Here is a 20,639-nt window from a genome sequence, read left to right on the forward strand (position 1 = left end):
TATTATAGCATAGGCTGCTGCGTCCGATTGATTTGTCCAAATAATTGGCGGCTTTGCGCCTGTTGCCTGAAGGGAGGGTAGCGCTAACATAGAGCTAGAGCCCGGCACTGCCGGGACACAGCTGGAGGGAGTGTATTTACTGTATGCCAACGAACAAATTCTTCAATGCCCATCATTCACCGATAGGATCATTCTCAAGCTTCACCCTCGGATTTCAAGGAGCATCCGGCGGCTTTGACCTCGAACTCGGCAGACCGCCGAGACAGAACATATATGTCGGCCTTGCGCGCAAGGACGGCCGCGGTTATGACACGTTGCCCTTCCATGAGCAGGGCAGCGACGATGAGAGCAAGCGCTACGACATCGAGAACCCGGACCCTAGCCCGGATAAGCCGCAAATTCTCTTTCACTTCGGGGAAGACGAGATTACTCGCGATTTCCGGCTAACCACCGACAGCTGGCAGGCGGGTGATCTGACCTTCCGGATTCTGTCCCCCGTCCGGCCTGTTCCTGACCCGGAGACGGCATCCGATGCAGAGCTGAAGGAAGTACTGCTGCCAGCCGTGCTGGTCGAGCTTGAAGTCGATAATACTGCGGGCAGCTCTTCGCGCCGTGCGTTCTTTGGCTTCCAGGGGAATGACCCGTATAGCGCCCTGAGAAGATTCGATGGCGGCAAGGAGGATCTGACGGGTGTGGGCCAGGGCCGGTTCCTGGCGATTGCCGCGAAGCAGGGAAGTGTTAAGGCGGCAATGCATTTTACGATGGAGGATATTCTTGCAGCGGAGCTGGAGGAGAACTGGACATTCGGGCTGGGGCAGGTTGGCGCGCTTATTATGGATGTGCCTGCCGGTGAACGCAAGGTGTACCAGTTCGCGGTCTGCTTCCACCGCTCCGGTTATGTGACATCAGGAATGGATGCGAGCTATTACTATAACCGCTATTACAGCAATGTGGAAGCTGTTGCGGAATATGCGTTATCCCGGTTCGACACGCTGAAGCAGCAGGCTGAACAAGCGAACGGAATGCTGGAGGGAACGGCCTTAAGTGACGACCAGACCTTCATGCTTGCTCACGCCATCCGCAGCTATTACGGCTCTACCGAGCTCTTGGATTACAAAGGCCAGCCGTTCTGGGTCGTCAATGAAGGCGAATACCGGATGATGAACACGTTCGATCTTACGGTAGACCAGTTGTTCTTCGAGCTGAAGATGAACCCGTGGACCGTCCGCAATGAGCTCGATATGTTCGTAGACCGGTTCAGTTATGTCGACACCGTCCGCTTCCCGGGAGACCAGGCCGAGTATCCGGGCGGACTCAGCTTCACGCATGATATGGGAGTAGCCAACGCTGTGTCGCGTCCGGGATATTCCTCATATGAGCTGTACGGCATTGATGGCTGCTTCTCGCATATGACCCACGAGCAATTGGTCAACTGGATTCTCACTGCGGCAACCTATGTGGAGCACACGGGCGACCGCAGCTGGATGGAGCGCAATCTGACGGTACTGGAGAGCTGCCTGCAGAGCATGCTGAACCGGGATCATCCGGACCCGGCGAAGCGCAACGGTGTGATGGCGCTCGACAGCTCACGGACGATGGGCGGTGCAGAGATTACGACCTATGACAGTCTGGATGTCTCCCTGGGCCAGGCACGCAACAATATATATCTGGCGGGAAAATGCTGGGCTGCTTATCTGGCTATGGAGCGGATTTTCCGCGACAACGGCAATACGGAGCTGTCCCAGACTGCCGGCCGGCAAGCGGAACTTTGTGCGGCTACGATTGTGGCGAGTGTGACCGAAGGCGGATATATTCCGGCGGTCATCGGCGAAGGCAATGATTCGAAGATTATCCCGGCCATCGAAGGCCTGGTATTCCCTTACTTCACCGGCTGCAAAGAAGCCTTGGAGCGCGGAGGACGGTTCGGCGAATATCTCGAGGCACTGGACACGCATCTGAAGGCTGTGCTTGTAGAGGGAGTCTGCCTGTTCGGGGACGGCGGCTGGAAAATCTCCTCCACCAGCAATAACAGCTGGCTGAGCAAAATCTATCTCTCCCAGTTCATCGCCAGAGAAATACTCGGCCTGGAATGGGATGAGAAGGGGCGCGCAGCAGATCAGGCCCATACCGCCTGGCTTACGCATCCGCAGCTCTCGATCTGGAGCTGGAGCGACCAGATTATCTCCGGCGAAATCACCGGCAGCAAATACTACCCGCGCGGGGTAACGGCTATTCTGTGGCTGGAGGAACAGCGGGCTTAGGTAGTTGAAGCCGGATGTCCGGCGGTGTTGACTTAAACAGCGAATCTTCCATGGGGGATTCGCTGTTTGTTTTTTTTATATTGTTATTTTTGTATAACTGCGGCGGAACTCACTTGAAGAAAATAGGTGAAGTAGGAGAAATGAAGTTGAAGCGTAACAATATCGGGAGAGGGAAAGAAAGAATCGAAATTTATCTATGTGAATAAAACAACTGTGCCCACATGCCTGCGCAGCGCCGAATGTAATCGGTTTTCCGATTACATCGGGCCCACACGCCTATGCAACGCCAAATGTAATCGGTTTTCCGATTACATCGGGCCCACACGCCTATGCAACGCCAAATGTAATCGGTTTTCCGATTACATCGGGCCCACACGCCTGCGCAGCGCCAAATGTAATCGGTTTTCCGATTACATCGGGCCCACACGCCTGCGCAGCACCGAATGTAATCGGTTTTCCGATTACATCGGGCCCACATGCCTGCGCAGTGCCGAATGTAATCGGTTTTCCGATTACACTCAGCCCACACGCCTACGCAACGCAGAATGTAATCGGTTTTCCGATTACATCGGGCCCACACGCCTACGCAGAGCGCCAAATGTAATCGGTTTTCCGATTACATCGGGCCCACACGCCTGCGCAACGCAGAATGTAATCGGTTTTCCGATTACATCGGGCCCACACGCCTGCGCAACGCAGAATGTAATCGGTTTTCCGATTACACTCAGCCCACACGCCTGCGCAACGCAGAATGTAATCGGTTTTCCGATTACATCGGGCCCACACACCTGCGCAACGCCGAATGTAATCGGTTTTCCGATTACATCGGGCCCACACGCCTGCGCAGCACCGAATGTAATCGGTTTTCCGATTACACTCAGCCCACACGCCTGCGCAGCACCGAATGTAATCGGTTTTCCGATTACATCGGGCCCACACGCCTGCGCAGCGCCAAATGTAATCGGTTTTCCGATTACATTCGGCTCGCGCGTCCAAGCAAGCTCTCTGTGCCTGCTGCCAGCCAGACTAGAACACCCGGTGCTTCCAGCCGTTCAGCTTTGCTACAGCTTCAACGTAGAAGTAGTCGCCGTAGATCAGCGACACATCCATGTGGGAGTCGCCGCTGACTGCGCCGTGCAGCAGGATGGCTTCATGCCCTGGTTGCTCCCAGGTAGCGTAGCTCTCGGTCAACGAACGCAGAATGCGCTCTGCGGCATCCGCATACACGCGTTTCTCGCCCGGCGGTACAAGCTCTGCCAGCTCCAGCAGGCCAGAGGCGGCGATCGCTGCGGCCGAGCTGTCTCTGGCCATGCGCTTGTCATCTGCCAGCCGGAAGTCCCAGTGCGGCACGTGATCTTCCGGGAGAGCCGCGATGAAGTAATGGGCGATGCGCTTGGCGGTATTCAAGAAGCGCACGTCTCCGGTGTGGCGGTAGGTGTTCGTGAAGCCGTACAGCCCCCAGGCTGAACCCCGGCTCCAGCAGGATTCAGGCGAATAGCCCTGCCCGCCAAAGTTCTCCAGATAGCCACCGGTCGCAGGATCGAAGGAGAGGATATGCTTGGTGGACCCATCCTCACGGACACCATAAGTCATTGCTGTCTCGGCATGACTCACAGCAATATGGCTGTAGCGCGGATCACCGGTCACCCGGCTGGCCCAGAACAGCAGCGAGATGTTCATCATGCAGTCGATAATCACCCAGCCGTGCTTGTCCCCGTTCCAGGCGCGGATGAACCGGCCTGCAGGATTATAACGTGCAGCCAGATAGTTCGCCGCTTCAAGCCCCCGGCGCAGGCCCTCCGCATCACCGGTCAGCGTATGCTTGATCACGGCAGTAGCCAGGAACTGAAAGCCAACGTCGTGATGCAGCTCTTCGGTCGGCTTCGCGAACCATTGTCCAATGGTGTCATCCCAAGGCCAGGCGGCATTCTTATAGGCTTCATTGCCGGTCATCTCATACATGACCCACAGCATTCCCGGCCAGAAGCCGGAGGTCCACCAGTCTGTAGCAGGATTGTCGAACAGGCCGTCTTCTCCGGCCATATGCGGGCTTTTTCCGCCTAGCTGCTCTATCATCTTGGATACCTTCGTATCCAGCTTGTTCATTACTTCCTGCCAATAAGCTGTAGTCATCCCTGAAGCCTCCACATGAATTAGATTATGGCCTCAGTATAATGCCTCTGGCGAACCGGAAGTTGTCATTTAATATCACGAAATGTTGTTATTTTGTCCTGTTCTCCGCAAGCAGTGCTCAGGCTCCCTTGCGGTATTGCAGCGGAGAAAGGCCGAGCACCCGTTTGAACAGCTGGTTGAAGTAGGAGGGATTCGGGAATCCGACAGCGCTGCCGATTCGCTCCACCGTCAGGTCCGTGGTCTCGAGCAGCCGGCAGGCCTGCTTCAGCCGCCGGGCTGTAAGATAATCCACGAGCCGTCCGCCGGTCTCCTGATGAAAAATCCGCGACACGTAAGATTTCGACAGATGGGTCTCGGCGGCCAGCTGCTCCAGACTGATCTCCTCGTGGTAATGGGCTTCAATCCAGTTCATGATCTGCTCCGAATAGCGAAGCTGGCGCTTGTCTCCGGCGGTGTGGATCAGCGACTGTTCTCCTGTTCCCAGACAGCTGAGGAGCTGCAGAAGGAGCATGGAGATATCCTCCGTCTCTTCCACGGTGCTCCTGCTCCGGCATTGGTTATAATTCGCGCAGATCCATTCCATGGTCTCCATACAGTCACTGAGATCGAAGCCGCAAGAGGGATTGTTGCCCTGCCAGAGCGCAGAGAAGACAGCCCTGCGTTTGGGGAAGCCTTGGAGCAGCTGCTCGGCAGTATGCGGATCGAGATAGAAGATCGTGCGTACGAACGGACGCTCCGGAGAGACTTCCGAATAGGTCCGGTGCAGCTGATAGGGCTGGAAAAAGAACAGCATCCCCGGACGAATATCATACATCTGCTGGTTGACCACAATACTGCCTTGACCCCGGTGCACGAACATGATTTCACAGCACTGGTGCCAATGGTAATACCCTTTATAATGGTCGCCGGTATAGATCCGGTAGTCCCAGATCAGCGACTGCCGGTTATCGAACAGCACAGGCTCGAACAACTGTTTCATCATGCTGCAGTTCATCCCCTACAATGACAAAATAGAAACATTTCATTGCTTCCTATTATAGGGGACCTGCCGGGAGAACGCTACAGTAACAGCTCCTTCTTTTATCTTTGTGAGGCAGGGTTACGTTTTCTAACCTTATAGACGATAAGGATCGTCATTGGGAGAACGAAGGAGACTGTGAGGTTCCAATCGACCCAATATGCCGGAATTTCTTTTACATAGAAAACAATATCATTGGAGCTGAGCTGTGAGAGTCCATAGATTAGGAAGGCAACCGGGAAGATCAGCGGACGGTGGTTTTTCAGCTTGAACATTTGTGCAGTGCCCAGGACAAAGGCATAGAAATACAGCGCTGTTTTGAAATAAGTGGTAATAATCCAGGCGGTCGCCATCAGAGCCTCCAGCCGTTGCAGAAAGTTGGCAATATTGATTTTTTGGGCCAGGATATAGGCGGCATAGAAATTATGCTCCGAGAAATAGACGCCCAGCACGGTCAGGGAGAGGAACAGTATCAGATTCAGCGCTACGGCTCCTGTGAAGAGTGCAATGAAGATGTTGCGGTTAATCTTACTGCTCTTGCGGGTGAAGGGGTAAATCATCAAGAACACGCACAGTTCCCCGAACGGGTAAAAGACCCCAAACATGATGGAATGCAGCATTCCTGGCAGAGGCGTGGTCATGATCGGGTACAGCCGGTCTATTTGAACCTGCGGAAATAAGAGTACCATCAGCGAGACGAGAAACAGAGTGAACAGCGGAAAGAACACCTGCGCCGCTCTGCCGACTGCTTCCAGCCCCAGACGCAGCCCGTACACCAGGATCACCAAGCTCATGAACCGGATGACTCCGCCGGGCGTCCCTTCATAGATTTGAGTCGTCAGGAAATCCTCCATTTCCCGGGCATACGTCGAGGAGGCAAGGATGAAGAAATTCAGATAAAATATGCCCACGGCAATGCCAGCCCATTTCCCCAGCACCTGCTGACTGATTTCAATAATGGTCCGGTCTGGACTGATGTTGGCTACAGTGATTAGCAGGTAGATAAGGGCCATGCCGAGCGGTAAGCTTATCAATGCGGCGATCCAGGCATCCTGGTGGGCTTCTGTTGTCATGGTGGTCGGATAGACCAGGGCCATGTCCCCGATGAAGGTGAACAGACCGAGTATGACCATCTGCGCGGTGCTGATCCGTTCCTTTTCGATGCCCATTGCTAAGCGGCCTCCCTTCTGTTCCAAGAGTCATAAATCTGGCTTACTGCAATCTTCTTAGTATGACAGCTCCTTCCAAAAAATATGTGTTATATGCCTTATATTAGCTTCGGAATAATTAACTAGCCCTCCAACCAAACTATCATGGTACCGAATTGTTCAGGAGAAGAGGGTAGAGCGCATGAAGGATGAAGCGAACGGCAAATTATCTGCACGCCTGGAGGTCAACGCGGAACAACTGTCACAGCTGCTCGGCCAGAGCACAGATCTGGTCAGTAAAAGGCTGCAGCTGGGAGAGCATACGGAGCTTGTTGTTTTCTATATAGATGGTCTGATCGACAATCAACTGCTGCATAATTCCATTCTGTATTCGCTTCAGGAAGGACGGATCTGTGATCTGCTGAAGGAGGAGAATCCTGAGCAGAAAATAGAGATTCTCAGCAAGCGCGTATTGTTGGCCGGCGACATTACCATCGTTCGGGACTACAGTCCTTTCATTCATGACCTGCTGTCCGGTAACGTAATGATTATGGTGGAGGGCTCGGCGGCGGCGCTGCGGATCGGCCTGCCCGGCTGGGAGGACCGCAACGTCAGTGAACCCAGTTCACAGTCGGTGGTGCGCGGCCCTATGGAGGGCTTCACCGAGAATCTGCGGACGAACACGGCTCTGATCCGCCGCAAAATCAAAGATAGCCAGCTTTGGCTGGAAACGTTGCAGATCGGCCGCGTGACGCAAACCAGTGTCTCTATCATGTATTTGAAGCATATTGCCAATCCCGATCTGGTCGCTGAGGTTAAGCGCCGCCTGAATGCTATCGATACCGACAGTATTCTGGAGAGCGGGTATATTGAGGAGTTCATTCAGGATACAGCGGTTACGCCGTTTCCCACTATTTATAACAGTGACCGCCCCGATACCATTGCCGGAGGGATTCTGGAGGGGAGAGTCGCCATTCTTGTGGACGGGACCCCGTTTGTACTGCTGGCACCGACGGTGTTTGTCTCCTTCTTTCAGTCAGCGGAGGATTATTATCAGCGGGCGGATATCTCCACGCTTCTGCGTGGAATCCGTTTTTTAGCCTTTTTCCTGACGATGTTTGCGCCTGCCTTCTATGTGGCGGTTACCACCTACCATCAGGAGATGATTCCGACCAATCTGGTCATCAGTCTGGCCGCCCAGCGGGAGACAGTGCCGTTTCCGGCTTTCATTGAAGCGGTGATTATGGAGCTGACCTATGAGATTCTGCGGGAGGCAGGCGTGCGGATACCCAAGAATGTCGGCCAGGCGGTCTCCATTGTCGGTACGCTGGTCATCGGGCAAGCGGCGGTTGCCGCCGGGTTCATCTCTTCGGCCATGGTCATCATTGTGTCGATTACAGCAATCTCCAGCTTTGTCATCCCGGAAGCAGGAATGGCGGTGGCGGCGAGAATTATGCGGTTTGTGATGATCGGCCTGGCTGGATTCATGGGACTGTTCGGAATTCTATGCGGCGTGTTCATGCTGGTGCTGCATCTCGTCAGCCTGCGCTCGTTCGGCGTTCCCTATCTGAGTCCGATCGGTCCCTACATTCAGGAAGATCTTAAGGATTCGATCTTCAGGCTGACCTGGCCGATGCTGCGGACCAGACCCAAGCAGAACCGCACCCAGAACCTTAGGCGGCAGGCTCCGCCCAAGCGTGGGGGGTCTTAATATGAGGAAGAGGATGGCGAAGGCGCTGGCTGCCTGTATCCCGTTATTGCTGCTTCCCATGCTGCTCAGCGGGTGCTGGGAGCGCAAGGAGCTGAATGAGCTGGCTTTTGTGCTGGGGTTGGGTCTGGACAAGGCGGAGGACGGCTACAAGGTCTCCATGCAGGTAGTTATTCCTTCCTCCATCACCTCACAGAGCGCGGGAGGTTCAGGGGGAAGCGGTGTACCGGTCGTGCTCTATAGCTTCAAGGTCAAAACGATCTATGAATCACTCCGCAAGTTCAACCTGTTCGCCCCCCGTTCTCCTTATATGGGGCATATCCGTGTGCTTGTTGTCGGTGAAGAGCTGGCCCGTGACGGCCTTGCCGAGACGCTGGATGTAATGAAAAGAAGCCGGGAGCCGCGTATGGATTTCTATGTTATGGTGGCGCGAAAGACGACTGCTGAGAAAGTGCTTAAGGTGCTAACTCCACTGGACCGGCTGCCGGCGAACAAGCTGTTCAATTCACTGGACAAATCCTACCAAATCTCTTCCAAGACGGTTGTGGTTACGCTGGACGATTTCATCGAGGATCTGCTCTATGAAGGAAGGAACCCCGTTCTAACCGGCGTTGAGTTGGATGGAGACCCTGAGGCAGGCGGTGAGAAGGCCAATGTGGAACGGACGGATCCGAATGCAAGGCTTAATTATAAAAGCGTAGCGATCTTCCGAAAGGACAAGCTGATCGGCTGGATGGATGATTCTGTTACCGTGGGTTACAACTATGTGATTGATAATGTCACCAAGAACACGGGATATTTCAAAGACAAGAATGGAAGCTTGGTCGTGATGGAGGCGCTGACAACTACTACCAAACGAAAGGTGAAGATCATTGACGGCAAGCCGCATATTTTTCTGAGTGTGGAAGCCTTATGCAACGTGGAGGAGATCGAGGGGCCGGACAAGATTGATACCGAGGGCAAAATTCATGAGCTGGAGCTGAAGACGCAGGAGCGGATTGTAGAGCGGATGGAAGGGGCGGTAAAGAATATTACCGAGAACTATAATGTGGATAGCTTTGGATTCGGCCAATCCGTCTACCGAAAGAGTCCCAAAGCCTGGTACGAGCTGCAGGAACAGGAGAATTATCTTGCAAACCTTCCTATTCACTACAAAGCCACTGTAACCATTAACCGGATCGGTACGATTGATAATTCTTTTGTTGATGAAATCAAGGAGTGAACACAATGCTGATGATGTTTGTTTTTCTTCTCATCGCTGCGGGCTGTATGCTGATTGATCTCCCTAACCTGAAGGGAAGGCAGAAGCGGCGGGACCGCTGGGTGTACTTCATCCTCTGGATCGGCGGGTTCGCTGCTGCGGGCTGTACTATTCTGAAAATTCAGGTTCCCAGCCCCTTGCTGTTTCTGGTTGTAATCTACAAGCCGTTCAATGATCTCGTAGCCTCATGGTTCTGAGTAACGCAGCAGGTCTTCTAAATAGAAGGCCTGCTATTTGGCATGTTTGGTTAATTATCGTAAATGTCGAATTGAGATTGACGAATTGATTTTATAGTCGTATGATGTGTTATAAAGTTCCTGAGTAATAATAAGTAACTATATAATAAAATGATAACAACGGGAGGAATGAAAGTGGAATCATCTACATTTGTACTTTTTGGCGCAACCGGGGACTTGGCGAAGCGGAAAATCTTCCCCGCTCTATACAACCTGTTCACTGATGGCAAGCTTTCGGGTCCTCTCTCAGTCATTGGGCTGGGCAGAAGGGAGCTCACTAACGAGACGTTCCGGCGTCAGGTGCTGGATTCGCTGCGTACCTTCTCACGCCGTCCGGTAGAGGATACAGCGGTGCTGCAGAATTTCCTGCGGGCTTTTGAATATAGTGTGCTGGACGTCGGACGTCCTGAGGATTATGTGAAGCTGCTTGGGCATGTACAGCGCCGGGAGGAAGACCTGGGGCTTCCGCAGAACCGGATGTTCTATCTGTCGGTCGGTCCCGAATTTTTCGGGGAGATTGCGGCGGGCATCCATGCCAGCGGCCTTGGGGATACCAAGGGCTGGAAACGTCTGATTATCGAGAAGCCGTTCGGACGGGATTTGCAGTCGGCACGGGTGCTGAATGAGAGCTTGAGCGCAGCTTTTGCAGAGGAGGAAATCTTCCGTATTGACCACTTCCTGGGCAAGCCAATGGTACAGAACCTGGAGGTGCTGAAATACTCTAACCCTGTGCTGCGGGCCTTGTGGCAGAACCGGTATATCGCGAATGTCCAGATTACCGCCAGTGAGACGGTGGGGGTGGAAGAGCGTGCGGGTTACTATGATAAGGCTGGCGCGCTGCGCGACATGTTCCAGAACCATATGCTCCAATTGCTCATGATGATGGCGATGCAGCTTCCGAAGGGCAGCACACCAGAGGACGTCCGCAGCAAAAAGCGGCATGTCATCCGTTCCGTCCGCCCCCTGCTCACTGAAGAGCTAGTGCAGCATGTAGTGCGAGGCCAGTATGCAGCGGGGGAGATGCGCGGACAGCAAGTGCCTGCATATACCGCTGAACCGGGAATCGCAGCCGCTTCACAGAATGAGACGTATATTGCTGCACGCCTGTGGATCGATGATCCGCTGTGGAAGGATGTGCCGTTCTACATCCGTACAGGCAAACGCATGAAGGAGAAGTCCACGCGGATTGTTATAGAATTCAAAGAGCCGTTTAATGATGTGCATAACAAGAACCGTAACAAGCTGCCGCTTGACCCTAACCTGCTGGTGATTGATATTGGCCCGCATGAGGGCATCTCCCTGACTCTAAATACCAAGAATCCGCTTCAGCACGGGGAGCTTGAGCCGGTTAGCATTAAGCATGAGCCGGGCAATCCCGATGTGCCGGAAGCTTATGAGAATCTGATCTATGATGCGATGCTCGGCGATGCCACCTTCTTCGCCCATTGGGAGGAAGTAGAGTTGTCCTGGCAATGGGTTCAGCCTATAATCGAAGCAACAGAAGAAGGCAGTCTGCCGCTGCACTTGTATCCTGCCGGATCTAACGGCCCGGCGGCGGCGGACCAGCTTCTTGGCGAATTTCACTGGTGGCTGGATGAACCGGAGAATACAGAGCCTGCACGCGTCCGCCGGACAGCAGGGATAGAGCCGGAAGTCATCCGGCCGGGAGCGTAAGCAGCGGTAGTAACAGCAAACAGACAGAGTTAGGTTAGATATCACATCACTATTCGGAGGGATTTCTAATGAAAGTCGGTTTAATCGGACTTGGCAAAATGGGCTTCAATCTCGGCCAGAACCTGCTGGAGCATGCCCATGAGGTGGTAGCGTATGATGTGAATCCTGCTGCGGTGCAGGAACTGGCCGAACGCGGCGCGTCCGGGACAGCCAGCCTGGAGGAGCTTACGGGCAAGCTGGATGCCCCGCGCGTTCTCTGGATCATGGTTCCCCACACTTTTGTAGATTCGGTAATTGCTGAACTGGCGCCGCTATTATCCAAGGGAGATATTATCATTGAAGCCGGAAACTCTCATTATAAAGAGTCAATCCGCCGTCATGAGGAGCTCGGTGTCCATGGAATTCACTTCCTGGATGCGGGAACCTCCGGCGGAATGGAAGGCGCACGGAGTGGGGCCTGCTACATGGTCGGGGGCGATGAGGAAGCGTGGGCAGTCGTTGAACCGCTGTTCCATGACACTGCGGTAGAGAACGGATATCTGTACGCCGGCAAATCCGGGAGCGGACATTTCCTCAAGATGGTGCACAACGGGATCGAATACGGGATGATGGCTGCGATCGGCGAGGGCTTCGAGGTGCTGGAGAAAAGTGGATATGACTTTGACTTCGAGCAGGTGGCCCGCGTCTGGAACAATGGCTCGGTGGTCCGCTCCTGGCTTATGGAGCTGATCGAGCGCGCCTTCTCCAAGGATGCCAAGCTGGAGGACATCAAGGGCGTCATGCATTCCTCCGGCGAGGGACGCTGGACCCTGGAGACAGCCTTCGACCTCCAGGCAGCGACTCCGGTCATCGCCATGGCTCTGCTCATGCGCTACCGGTCGCTTGAGACCGACACCTTCACCGGCAAAGTCGTCGCCGCCTTGCGTAACGAATTCGGCGGCCATGCGGTGGAGTCGAAGTAAGCAGCAGCAATTAACTGAAGCATTGATATTAGGGGGGGCTGTCCCGTAGCCATGCAATGGCTGAATGGGCAGCCTCTTCTTTTTTGGCTTTGGCCGGAAGCCGGGCCGTACGTTGGCCGTACGGGAAGTGAAAGGGATACATCCCCTTGAATCAAGTGTACTTATACACTACATTTGCTCATTTTTACTCACTTTTTGGAATTCAAGTGTACTTATACACTATATTTGCTCGTTTTGCTCACTTTTGGTGAATTCAAGTGTATTTATACACTACATTAGCTCTTTTGGGCTGCATTCAGTAAATTCAGAGTCAGTTGGTCCATGCTAAAATTGAGCGTTACTAAATTCGTATCATTGAGATTAATATTTTGTATTTTATAGAATGTTATGTATTTCGCCTCCAGTTTAAACAGCGGAGCGTTCATCTAAGTGCTCACGTTGATCTCACTCCTCAATAAAGATCTGCCCCAAACCAAAAGAGCAGTACTTTTCATCAGACAACCCGCCAGAAGCATATAAGTACAGAAGCATGAAAATAGACGGGGGAGATGGCAGGTGTCCCGTAATCAGGAATTCAGAGTCTATCTCATCACGAAGCGGGATATCCTGCGGTTTATTGTGGTCGAGGTGATTGTTGGCAGTATGACGTATTCGCTGGCCTGGAGCTTGTTTCATAATACAATACTGGCGGGGGCAGGGGGCTGGGCCTGTACGGAAGGGCTGAAGCGGCTGGTGAAGCTGGACGGGTGATGGGTAATAACGGGGATTCCCCGGATCGTCTATCTGATGTACTATATATAGAAACAGATATAGACACAGATCGACAGACAGAGGGAATGGTGATGCACAGATGGTTAACCTACTGGAAGTATTGCACAAAGAAATTATGCCGGCAGAAGGCTGCACCGAACCGATAGCGGTAGCTTATGCCGTCTCGTTGGCCGCTGAACTGGTGGAAGAGGAGATTACAGCGATTCAGCTGCTGCTCAGCGGCAATATCATCAAGAATGCGATGGGCGTAGGGATTCCCGGTACAGGCCAGACGGGCTTGCCGATAGCGGCGGCCTTGGGTGCGGTGGTGCGCCGTTCGGAGCGAAAGCTGGAGATTCTGTCCGGGCTGACCCCGGAGGAGCTGGCAAGTGCAGAGGGACTGCTGGAGCGGAAGCTGCTGGAGGTTGAGCTCAAGGATACGCCGGAGAAGCTATATATAGAAGCGAGAGTACACAGCAAGAACCATACCGCCACAGCGATCCTGGTAAAAGAGCACACGAATGTGCAGTATCTTGCGAAGGATGGCCGGCGGCTTGAGCCGAAGCTGGACAAGGCCGACTGCGGCGACCCGCTTAGCCTGGACCCTGAGGTATACTCGGTCTCCCTCGAGGATATCTATGCCTTCGTTCAGAATACACCGTTCGAGGATCTTCGCTTCCTGCTGGAGGGAGCGGTGATGAATAAGGCGATCTCGGAGGAAGGGCTGCGCGGGGAGTATGGCCTCCAGGTGGGCCGGAAAATGAGCCAGCAATCCGCTCTCAATCTGTTCGGCGCGGATGTGGCGAACCGGATCATCGCTGCAACGGCAGCGGCATCCGATGCACGGATGGACGGGAGTGCTATGCCGGTAATGACTACGGCGGGCAGCGGCAATCAGGGGATTGCCTGCACTATGCCGGTCATTGCCCTGGCCGAGCTCCTCGGCAAGGATGAGGAGACTCTGGCCAGAGCGATGGCGCTCAGCAATCTGATTACCATTCATGTGAAGCATTACATTGGCCGTCTGTCCCCGCTCTGCGGCTCAGGCATTGCCGGCGGAGTAGGGGCGGGCAGCGGCATTGTCTATCTGATGGGCGGGACGCTGGCGCAGATCAAGCACTCCATCCAGAACACGATTGCCTCTACTTCAGGCATGATCTGCGACGGTGCCAAGCCAACCTGTGCACTCAAAATCTCCACGGCCACCAACGCGGCTATTCAATCCGCTACCCTCGCCATGAACAATATCTCCGCGAGTCTGAATGACGGTGTCATTTTCGAGAAGGTAGAGGATACGATCAAGAATATGGAGACCCTGGTTCAGGAGGGGCTTGCCGCCACAGACCAGGCCATTCTGAATATCATGCTCTCCAAGGGAGCTGCTTCTTCATAGGAATCAGGATAAGCACCGGATGTTCAGCGTTTAGCGCTTGTAATCTGGTTGCGGCAAGGAAACGGGCTGTGGATTAGCTAATACCCAATTCACGGCCAATTCGCATAATCTGGCCGGTTCGTCATTGCCGTTGCCATGGCGCAGATAACCGGCTAATTCCGCAGCTTCCTTCAGTTGCGCAGGGTCCAGAGGCGTGCCTGAGGCGAAGTGCAGAAGCAGCGCACTGAGCATTTTACGGAAATCCGCATCCCAGTTGCCGCCGCCGTTATTCATGATTTCATAAGAGATCCGCCCGGTGATGCGAATGACCTCCCCCTGTACGGTAAGCGCGGGTCCTGAGCCGGGGATGAGCGCCTCCCATAGCTCCTGATGCTGATCCTGCCACCTTGTGCTCTTAACCCCGATCTTAGAAACGCCGTCATGCATCACCCGCGCGGCTACAGGCTCCACACCGAACAGCTTGTACAGCTTGTCCAGGGCCGCTACGGTATCATCCAGGTAGTCTTTATTGAAATTAGCTCTGCTGAATTCAAAATTCTTGCCGATCTTCGTCACGGATTCCCTCATCTCCGGTGTGACTTCTGCCCCGGCCGCAAGCATCATCTGCGCGATCTCAGCCATGCCGGTGATATCGGCATTCCGGCAGTTGATCAAGGCCTTCCCCAGCGGAGTATTCCCGCGCTTGCTCACAGCATGGATGTTGGCGCCGTGAGCGATAAGATCACGGATCGCCCCGGTCCGGTAGTAGTTGGCAGCAGCGTGCAGCGGGGTCTCGTCCTGATAATCCAGGGCTTCCAGCTCAGCGCCAAGTGCAAGGAACAGCGGAATATTACCCGACCAGTGTCCGGCCTGGGAATGCAGCGGAGTACGCTTATATTTATCCCTGGCGTTGATGTCAGCACCCTGCTCCACCAGCCAGCGGACCAGCTCATCCGGAATTTGCCGGATGCTGAGCGCGGGTTCTTTGTAGTATCCCGAGGTTGCGTTCCAGTCACATTTCTCAAACACAGCCTTTAGCAGATCAATATCCCCTGTTTTCATCAGCTCGCCGAAGTCGGCAGGTAAGGTTTTTCTCTTTTTGCCCATTTGCTTAATTCTCCTCCCTAAGATGAATCTACCATGATAGATCGTTCATGACCTTAATACAATACTTCCACATTCCTCTCGGATAACAGCTTCAGCCACGCTTCCGAAGGCTTGCGGTCGGTAATCAGCACATCGATCCGGCTTAGCTCTGCGAGCCTGGCGAAGGCTGTCTGGTCGAACTTGGTATGGTCCGCGAGCAGCACAACCTTGTGTGCCTGGCGCAGCATGTATTTCTTCAGCTCGCATTCCGGTTCATTGGAGTCGGTGACCCCGCGGTCCATATCCAGAGCCTTACAGCTGATTACGGCGGTGTCCACATTGTAGCGCTGAATGGTCTCATGGGCTACGGGGCCGACTAGCGACAGGGAGCGGTGGCGGAGTGAGCCGCCTGTAGAAATAATGCTGTGACTCGAACTTGCGAACTCATGGAGAATATTAATCGAATTGGTGATGATCGTCAGATTACTTTTATTACCCAGCAGCTTCAGGAATTCAAACGAGGTCGAGCTGGGGTCCACCATCAGTGTATCCCCGTCATTAATCAGATCCAGCGCCTGGATCGCTATTCTGCGCTTGATATCCGTATTGAGTGCTCCCCGGGTCAGAAAAGGCAGGTCCTCATTCGTATGCCTGTTCAGCATGGCTCCGCCGTAGGTCCGGCTTACAATGCCGTCCTTCTCCAGCTTCTCCAGGTCTCTGCGGATCGTCTCCTCTGTCACCTCGAACATCCGGCTCAGATCGGACACCAGCACCCGTTTGTCCTGATGGACAAGGTCGATTATTTTTTTGCGTCTTTCGGCAGCGAGCATACGTATCACCTTTCCAGAGTTGATAGTCTTAATATAGACTGTTATTTCTGTGTTGTACAACATAAACAGCCGGATTTGCTCTGAAAACCACAATAATAATCGTTTATTTCCCACAAAACAAACAATAAACAAATAAAAACAACTTATTTTGTGTTTAATATGTTGACAACACAGATTAACGGCAGTACGATGAAAAGGTCAACAGAGAGATGTGCGCATACAGTGTCCATTAACTATTTATGCGCCCGGGAGGCTGGTTAAGCAATGAGTACTCATGTCTATTATGTGCCGTCAATTAACATTATGGGAAAGGGCTGTCTGAAGGACATCGCCCCGTACATTCAAGAGCTGAATCTGCACAAGGCGCTTGTGGTCACAGACAAGTTCCTGATGAAGAGCGGGATCGCCGGAAGGCTGCTGGTTGTGCTGGATGAAGCGGGAATTCAGTATGTGGTATATGATGAAGTGAAGCCGAATCCTACCTGCAAAAACGTCCATGACGGCGTGGAATTTCTGAAGCAGCACGAATGCGACTATCTGATCTCTATCGGCGGCGGCTCGCCGCAGGATACGGCCAAGGGCATCGGCATTGTTGCCGCCAACGGCGGGCATATTGCCGATTATGAAGGCGTTCACAAATCCAAGAACAAATCGCTGCCGATTGTCGCGGTGAACACGACGGCCGGGACTTCAAGTGAAGTGACGATCAACTACGTGATTACGGATGAAGAGCGCAAGATCAAGATGGTCATGGTAGACAAGAACAGCATCGCCACCATCTCGGTGAATGATCCGGAGCTGATGGTTGATAAGCCTGCCGCACTTACGGCAGCTACGGGCATGGATGCCCTGACGCATGCCATTGAAGCGCTGGTCACTCCAGGCGCCTATCCGGTAACCGATGCTACCGCACTGGCTGCGGTGGAGCTGATCTTCGCCAATCTGGCGCGGACGGTGACGGACGGACACGATATTGAAGCGCGTGAGCAGATGGTCTATGCCATCTTCCTCGGCGGTCTTGCTTTTAATAATGCAGGCTTAGGCTACGTGCATGCCATGGCCCATCAGCTCGGAGGGGTCTATGATTTGCCGCATGGTGTATGCAATGCGATGCTGCTGCCTTACGTGGAGGAAGAGAATGCCAAGCATGTGCCGGAGAAATTCAGAGCGATCGCCAGAGCGGCCGGGCTGCAGACCGATGGGCGAAGCGACAAGGAATGTGCGGATTACGTCATTGAGGCGATCAAAGCCCTGTCTAAGGAGGTTGGCATTCCTGCCAAGCTGTCTGAGCTTGGTGTTGCTGAAGTAGATCTCGATCTGCTTGCTGAGAATGCGATGAAGGATGCCTGCGCACCCGGTAATCCTTTTATTCCAACTAAAGATGAAGTAATCGCATTATTCCGCAAAATTCTATAAATCACTCCCATAGAATAGGAGATTCCCTATGACCTATCATATTGCCGTCGATATCGGTGCCTCCAGCGGACGGCTGGTACTCGGACAGCTCGTGGACGGGAGCCTCCAGCTTGCGGAGCTTCACCGTTTCAGCAATGGCTTCACGGAGCAGGAAGACTCCTGCTTCTGGGATATGGATTATTTAATAGATGAGATTATTAAGGGGCTTCATCAAGCGAAGCTGGCTGGAATTCACAAGTGCACCCTTGGCATTGATACCTGGGCGGTAGATTATGTGCTGCTGGATGCCGAAGGTAAGCGGATCAATGAGGTCTATGCCTACCGTGACCGCCGGACGGACGGGGTGATGGAGAAGGTTGCGAAGCAGCTCCCGCCGCATAAGGTATACGCCAAGACCGGAATTCAACAGCTTACCTTCAATACACTGTATCAGCTATACGCACATGACCGGGAAGAGCTGAAGGCGGCCGATCAGATTCTGCTGGTGCCGGACTATCTCTACTACCGGCTCGGCGGACGGAAGATGAACGAGGTGACCAATGCATCCACGACACAGCTACTCAATCTTGCAGCCCGTGATTACGATCCTGAGCTGCTGGAATTCCTGGGTCTTGGGCGTGAACAGTTCGCTCCGTTGACTGAGCCCGGGGAAGAGCTTGGCTTCCTCTCAGCGGAGCTGGTGGAACGGTATGATCTGCCGGAGTGCCGCCTGATCTGCGTGGCTACACATGACACGGCCTCTGCGGTGCTTGGTGTTCCTGCTCAGAAGGACCGTGCGTCAGCCTACCTTAGCAGCGGGACCTGGTCTCTGCTGGGAGTAGAGCTGGATCACCCGCTCAATGACAGCAGAGCGATGGCAGCCAATTATACGAACGAGTGGGGCGCTTACGGGACTTACCGGTTCCTGAAGAATATTATGGGCCTCTGGCTGATCCAGGAAGTGCGCAGGCTGGACGGCGGAAGATTTAGCTTCGCAGAACTGGCAGAGCACGCCGGCGAATGCGGAGGCTTCCGCAGCCTGATTCCCTGCAATCATCCGCGGTTTTTGAACCCGGAGGATATGATTCAGGAGATCCGCCAGGCCTGCCTGGAGAGCGGTCAGCCTGTGCCGCAGACTCCGGGTGAGCTGGCCCGCTGTATCTTCGACAGTCTGGCGCTATCCTACCGCAGCTATCTGGCTGAGCTGGAAGACCTCACCGGGGAGCATACCGAAGTGCTGCAGATTGTCGGCGGCGGCGCTAACAATAGGCTGCTATGCCAGCTGACGGCGGATGTGACCGGCAGGGAGGTGCTGGCCGGACCGGCCGAATCTACAGCCTTAGGTAATCTGGCTGTACAGATGATCGAGGCGGGCCGCATGGCTGACATCCATGAAGCCCGGCAGATCATCTCCCAGTCCTTCGCCATTCAGTTTTATCTTCCGCAGCCGGTTCCTCAGCTGGCGGAGCTGCTGGAACGCTGGGAGCAGCTTCAACCGGAAGCGAATGTTCACAATACGTAATTAGGAGGCCACAGCATGGATCAGAGCATCATCAACAGCTATAACGAAGCCAAGAAATTATATGCCGCTCATGGCATTAATACGGATGAGGTATTAGAGAAGCTGGCGCAGATCAAAGTATCGCTGCACTGCTGGCAGGGTGACGATGTACGGGGCTTCCTGTTCAAGGATAAGGAGCTGAGCGGCGGCATTGCCGTGACCGGCAGCTACCCTGGCCGGGCCGGTACACCGGAGGAGCTGCGTCAGGATCTGGAGAAGGCCCTCTCGCTGATTCCCGGCAGGCATAAGGTCAATCTGCATGCGATTTATGCCGATACGAAGGAGCAGGTGGATCTGGATGAGCTGGAACCCCGCCATTTCACGAACTGGGTGGAGTGGGCCAAGGAGCAGGGCTTAGGCCTTGATTTCAATCCGACCTGCTTCTCGCATCCCAAGGCGGCTGACGGCTTCACCCTCAGCCATGCGGACGAAGAGATCCGCAGCTTCTGGATTAAGCATTGCAAGGCTGCCCGCAGCATTGCCGAGCACTTCGGCCGCGAGCTGGGCCAGCCGTGTGTCACGAATTTCTGGGTGCCGGACGGCTACAAGGATACGCCGGTGGACCGGCTGGCACCGCGCATGCGCCTCAAGGAATCGCTGGATGAAATCTTCAGCGAGGAGATTGATCCCCAGTACAACATCGATGCCGTGGAGAGCAAGCTGTTCGGTATCGGCTCGGAGAGCTACGTGGTCGGATCGCATGAGTTCTACATGGGCTACGGCCTGACGCGCGGTAAGGCTATCTGCCTGGATGCCGGGCATTTCCATCCGACGGAAGTAATCTCGAACAAGCTCAGCTCCATTCTGATGTTCAGCGAGCAGCTGCTGCTGCATGTCAGCAGACCGGTCCGCTGGGACAGCGATCATGTGGTTACGATGGATGATGAGCTGCTGGAGATTGCCCGCGAGCTGGTGCGCGGAGATTTGCTGCCGCGCACGCATATCGGCCTCGACTTCTTCGACGGCAGTATCAATCACCTGGCAGCTTGGGTCATCGGTACGCGCAATACGATCAAGGCTCTGCTGCGCGCTATGCTGGAGCCGATAGAGGAGCTTCGGGCCATAGAACGGGCCGGAGATTACACCTCGCGGCTGGCCCTGGTGGAAGAATTCAAGTCTTACCCGTTCGGTGCAGTCTGGGATTACTACTGCGCTTCGCAGGGAACCCCGGTCCGCGAGGGCTGGCTGACTGAAGTGAAGCGCTATGAGCAGGAAGTATTGGCTTTAAGATAGAATCAGGCTGC

17 protein-coding genes are annotated in these 20,639 nt (G+C 54.1%); 12 read left to right on the forward strand and 5 right to left on the reverse strand.

Translation table 11 applies throughout. The annotated features are described in order from the left end of the window. The first annotated feature begins 143 nt into the window (after positions 1–143). A complete protein-coding gene (locus NSU18_RS01360) occupies positions 144–2,261 on the forward strand; it encodes a glycoside hydrolase family 52 protein (RefSeq protein ID WP_341147985.1) in 2,118 nt (705 codons plus the stop codon). 50 nt (positions 2,262–2,311) lie between these two features. Continuing rightward, positions 2,312–2,467 carry a hypothetical protein gene (locus NSU18_RS32340; RefSeq protein ID WP_445321840.1) on the forward strand — a complete coding sequence of 52 codons (156 nt, stop codon included), beginning with the start codon at positions 2,312–2,314 and terminating at the stop codon, positions 2,465–2,467. An 820-nt stretch (positions 2,468–3,287) separates the two neighbouring features. Here NSU18_RS32340 and NSU18_RS01365 read toward each other — a convergent pair. The 3 genes from NSU18_RS01365 to NSU18_RS01375 form a co-directional block, all read right to left on the reverse strand. Then, on the reverse strand, positions 3,288–4,394 hold the full coding sequence (locus NSU18_RS01365) for a glycoside hydrolase family 88 protein (RefSeq protein ID WP_341147986.1): 1,107 nt from the start codon (positions 4,392–4,394) through the stop codon (positions 3,288–3,290). 118 nt (positions 4,395–4,512) lie between these two features. After that, the gene (locus NSU18_RS01370) at positions 4,513–5,376 is read right to left on the reverse strand and encodes an AraC family transcriptional regulator (RefSeq protein WP_341147987.1); all 864 of its coding nucleotides are present in this window, start codon (positions 5,374–5,376) and stop codon (positions 4,513–4,515) included. Between the two features lie 98 nt (positions 5,377–5,474). Next, the gene (locus NSU18_RS01375) at positions 5,475–6,581 is read right to left on the reverse strand and encodes a GerAB/ArcD/ProY family transporter (protein WP_341147988.1); all 1,107 of its coding nucleotides are present in this window, start codon (positions 6,579–6,581) and stop codon (positions 5,475–5,477) included. Between the two features lie 181 nt (positions 6,582–6,762). Here NSU18_RS01375 and NSU18_RS01380 point away from each other — a divergent pair, with 181 nt between their 5' ends. The 7 genes from NSU18_RS01380 to NSU18_RS01410 all read left to right on the forward strand — a co-directional run bounded on the left by NSU18_RS01380 (position 6,763) and on the right by NSU18_RS01410 (position 14,544). Further along, complete coding sequence (locus tag NSU18_RS01380; protein WP_341147989.1) at positions 6,763–8,271, forward strand: spore germination protein; 1,509 nt, start codon at positions 6,763–6,765, stop codon at positions 8,269–8,271. Position 8,272: 1 nt separating this feature from the next. Continuing rightward, a complete protein-coding gene (locus NSU18_RS01385; RefSeq protein WP_341147990.1) occupies positions 8,273–9,490 on the forward strand; it encodes a Ger(x)C family spore germination protein in 1,218 nt (405 codons plus the stop codon). Positions 9,491–9,495: 5 nt separating this feature from the next. Then, positions 9,496–9,726: a hypothetical protein gene (locus NSU18_RS01390; RefSeq protein ID WP_341022518.1), complete on the forward strand. Its 231-nt coding sequence runs from the start codon at positions 9,496–9,498 to the stop codon at positions 9,724–9,726. 174 nt (positions 9,727–9,900) lie between these two features. Further along, on the forward strand, positions 9,901–11,439 hold the full coding sequence (zwf, locus tag NSU18_RS01395; protein ID WP_341147991.1) for a glucose-6-phosphate dehydrogenase: 1,539 nt from the start codon (positions 9,901–9,903) through the stop codon (positions 11,437–11,439). A 68-nt stretch (positions 11,440–11,507) separates the two neighbouring features. Then, positions 11,508–12,401, forward strand: a complete 894-nt coding sequence (gene gnd, locus NSU18_RS01400; protein WP_341022514.1) for a phosphogluconate dehydrogenase (NAD(+)-dependent, decarboxylating) — start codon at positions 11,508–11,510, stop codon at positions 12,399–12,401. 555 nt (positions 12,402–12,956) lie between these two features. Then, complete coding sequence (locus NSU18_RS01405; RefSeq protein WP_341022512.1) at positions 12,957–13,151, forward strand: hypothetical protein; 195 nt, start codon at positions 12,957–12,959, stop codon at positions 13,149–13,151. Positions 13,152–13,251: 100 nt separating this feature from the next. Continuing rightward, positions 13,252–14,544, forward strand: a complete 1,293-nt coding sequence (locus NSU18_RS01410; protein ID WP_341147992.1) for an L-cysteine desulfidase family protein — start codon at positions 13,252–13,254, stop codon at positions 14,542–14,544. A gap of 30 nt (positions 14,545–14,574) precedes the next feature. Here NSU18_RS01410 and NSU18_RS01415 read toward each other — a convergent pair whose 3' ends face one another. Both NSU18_RS01415 and NSU18_RS01420 read right to left on the reverse strand, forming a co-directional pair. Further along, on the reverse strand, positions 14,575–15,630 hold the full coding sequence (locus NSU18_RS01415) for an ankyrin repeat domain-containing protein (RefSeq protein WP_341147993.1): 1,056 nt from the start codon (positions 15,628–15,630) through the stop codon (positions 14,575–14,577). A gap of 53 nt (positions 15,631–15,683) precedes the next feature. After that, on the reverse strand, positions 15,684–16,439 hold the full coding sequence (locus NSU18_RS01420; RefSeq protein ID WP_341147994.1) for a DeoR/GlpR family DNA-binding transcription regulator: 756 nt from the start codon (positions 16,437–16,439) through the stop codon (positions 15,684–15,686). 264 nt (positions 16,440–16,703) lie between these two features. Between NSU18_RS01420 and NSU18_RS01425 the strand changes: the two genes are divergently transcribed. From NSU18_RS01425 to rhaA, 3 genes are read left to right on the forward strand one after another with little or no spacing between them, the layout of a single operon-like run. Then, positions 16,704–17,855, forward strand: coding sequence for an iron-containing alcohol dehydrogenase (locus tag NSU18_RS01425; RefSeq protein WP_341147995.1), 1,152 nt, complete (start codon positions 16,704–16,706; stop codon positions 17,853–17,855). Between the two features lie 28 nt (positions 17,856–17,883). Next, a complete protein-coding gene (gene rhaB, locus NSU18_RS01430) occupies positions 17,884–19,356 on the forward strand; it encodes a rhamnulokinase (RefSeq protein WP_341147996.1) in 1,473 nt (490 codons plus the stop codon). Between the two features lie 15 nt (positions 19,357–19,371). Beyond that, positions 19,372–20,628: an L-rhamnose isomerase gene (gene rhaA / locus NSU18_RS01435; RefSeq protein WP_341147997.1), complete on the forward strand. Its 1,257-nt coding sequence runs from the start codon at positions 19,372–19,374 to the stop codon at positions 20,626–20,628. The last annotated feature ends 11 nt before the right edge of the window (positions 20,629–20,639 follow it).

The organism is Paenibacillus sp. FSL H8-0048 (assembly GCF_038002825.1).
GTDB lineage: Bacteria > Bacillota > Bacilli > Paenibacillales > Paenibacillaceae > Paenibacillus_AQ.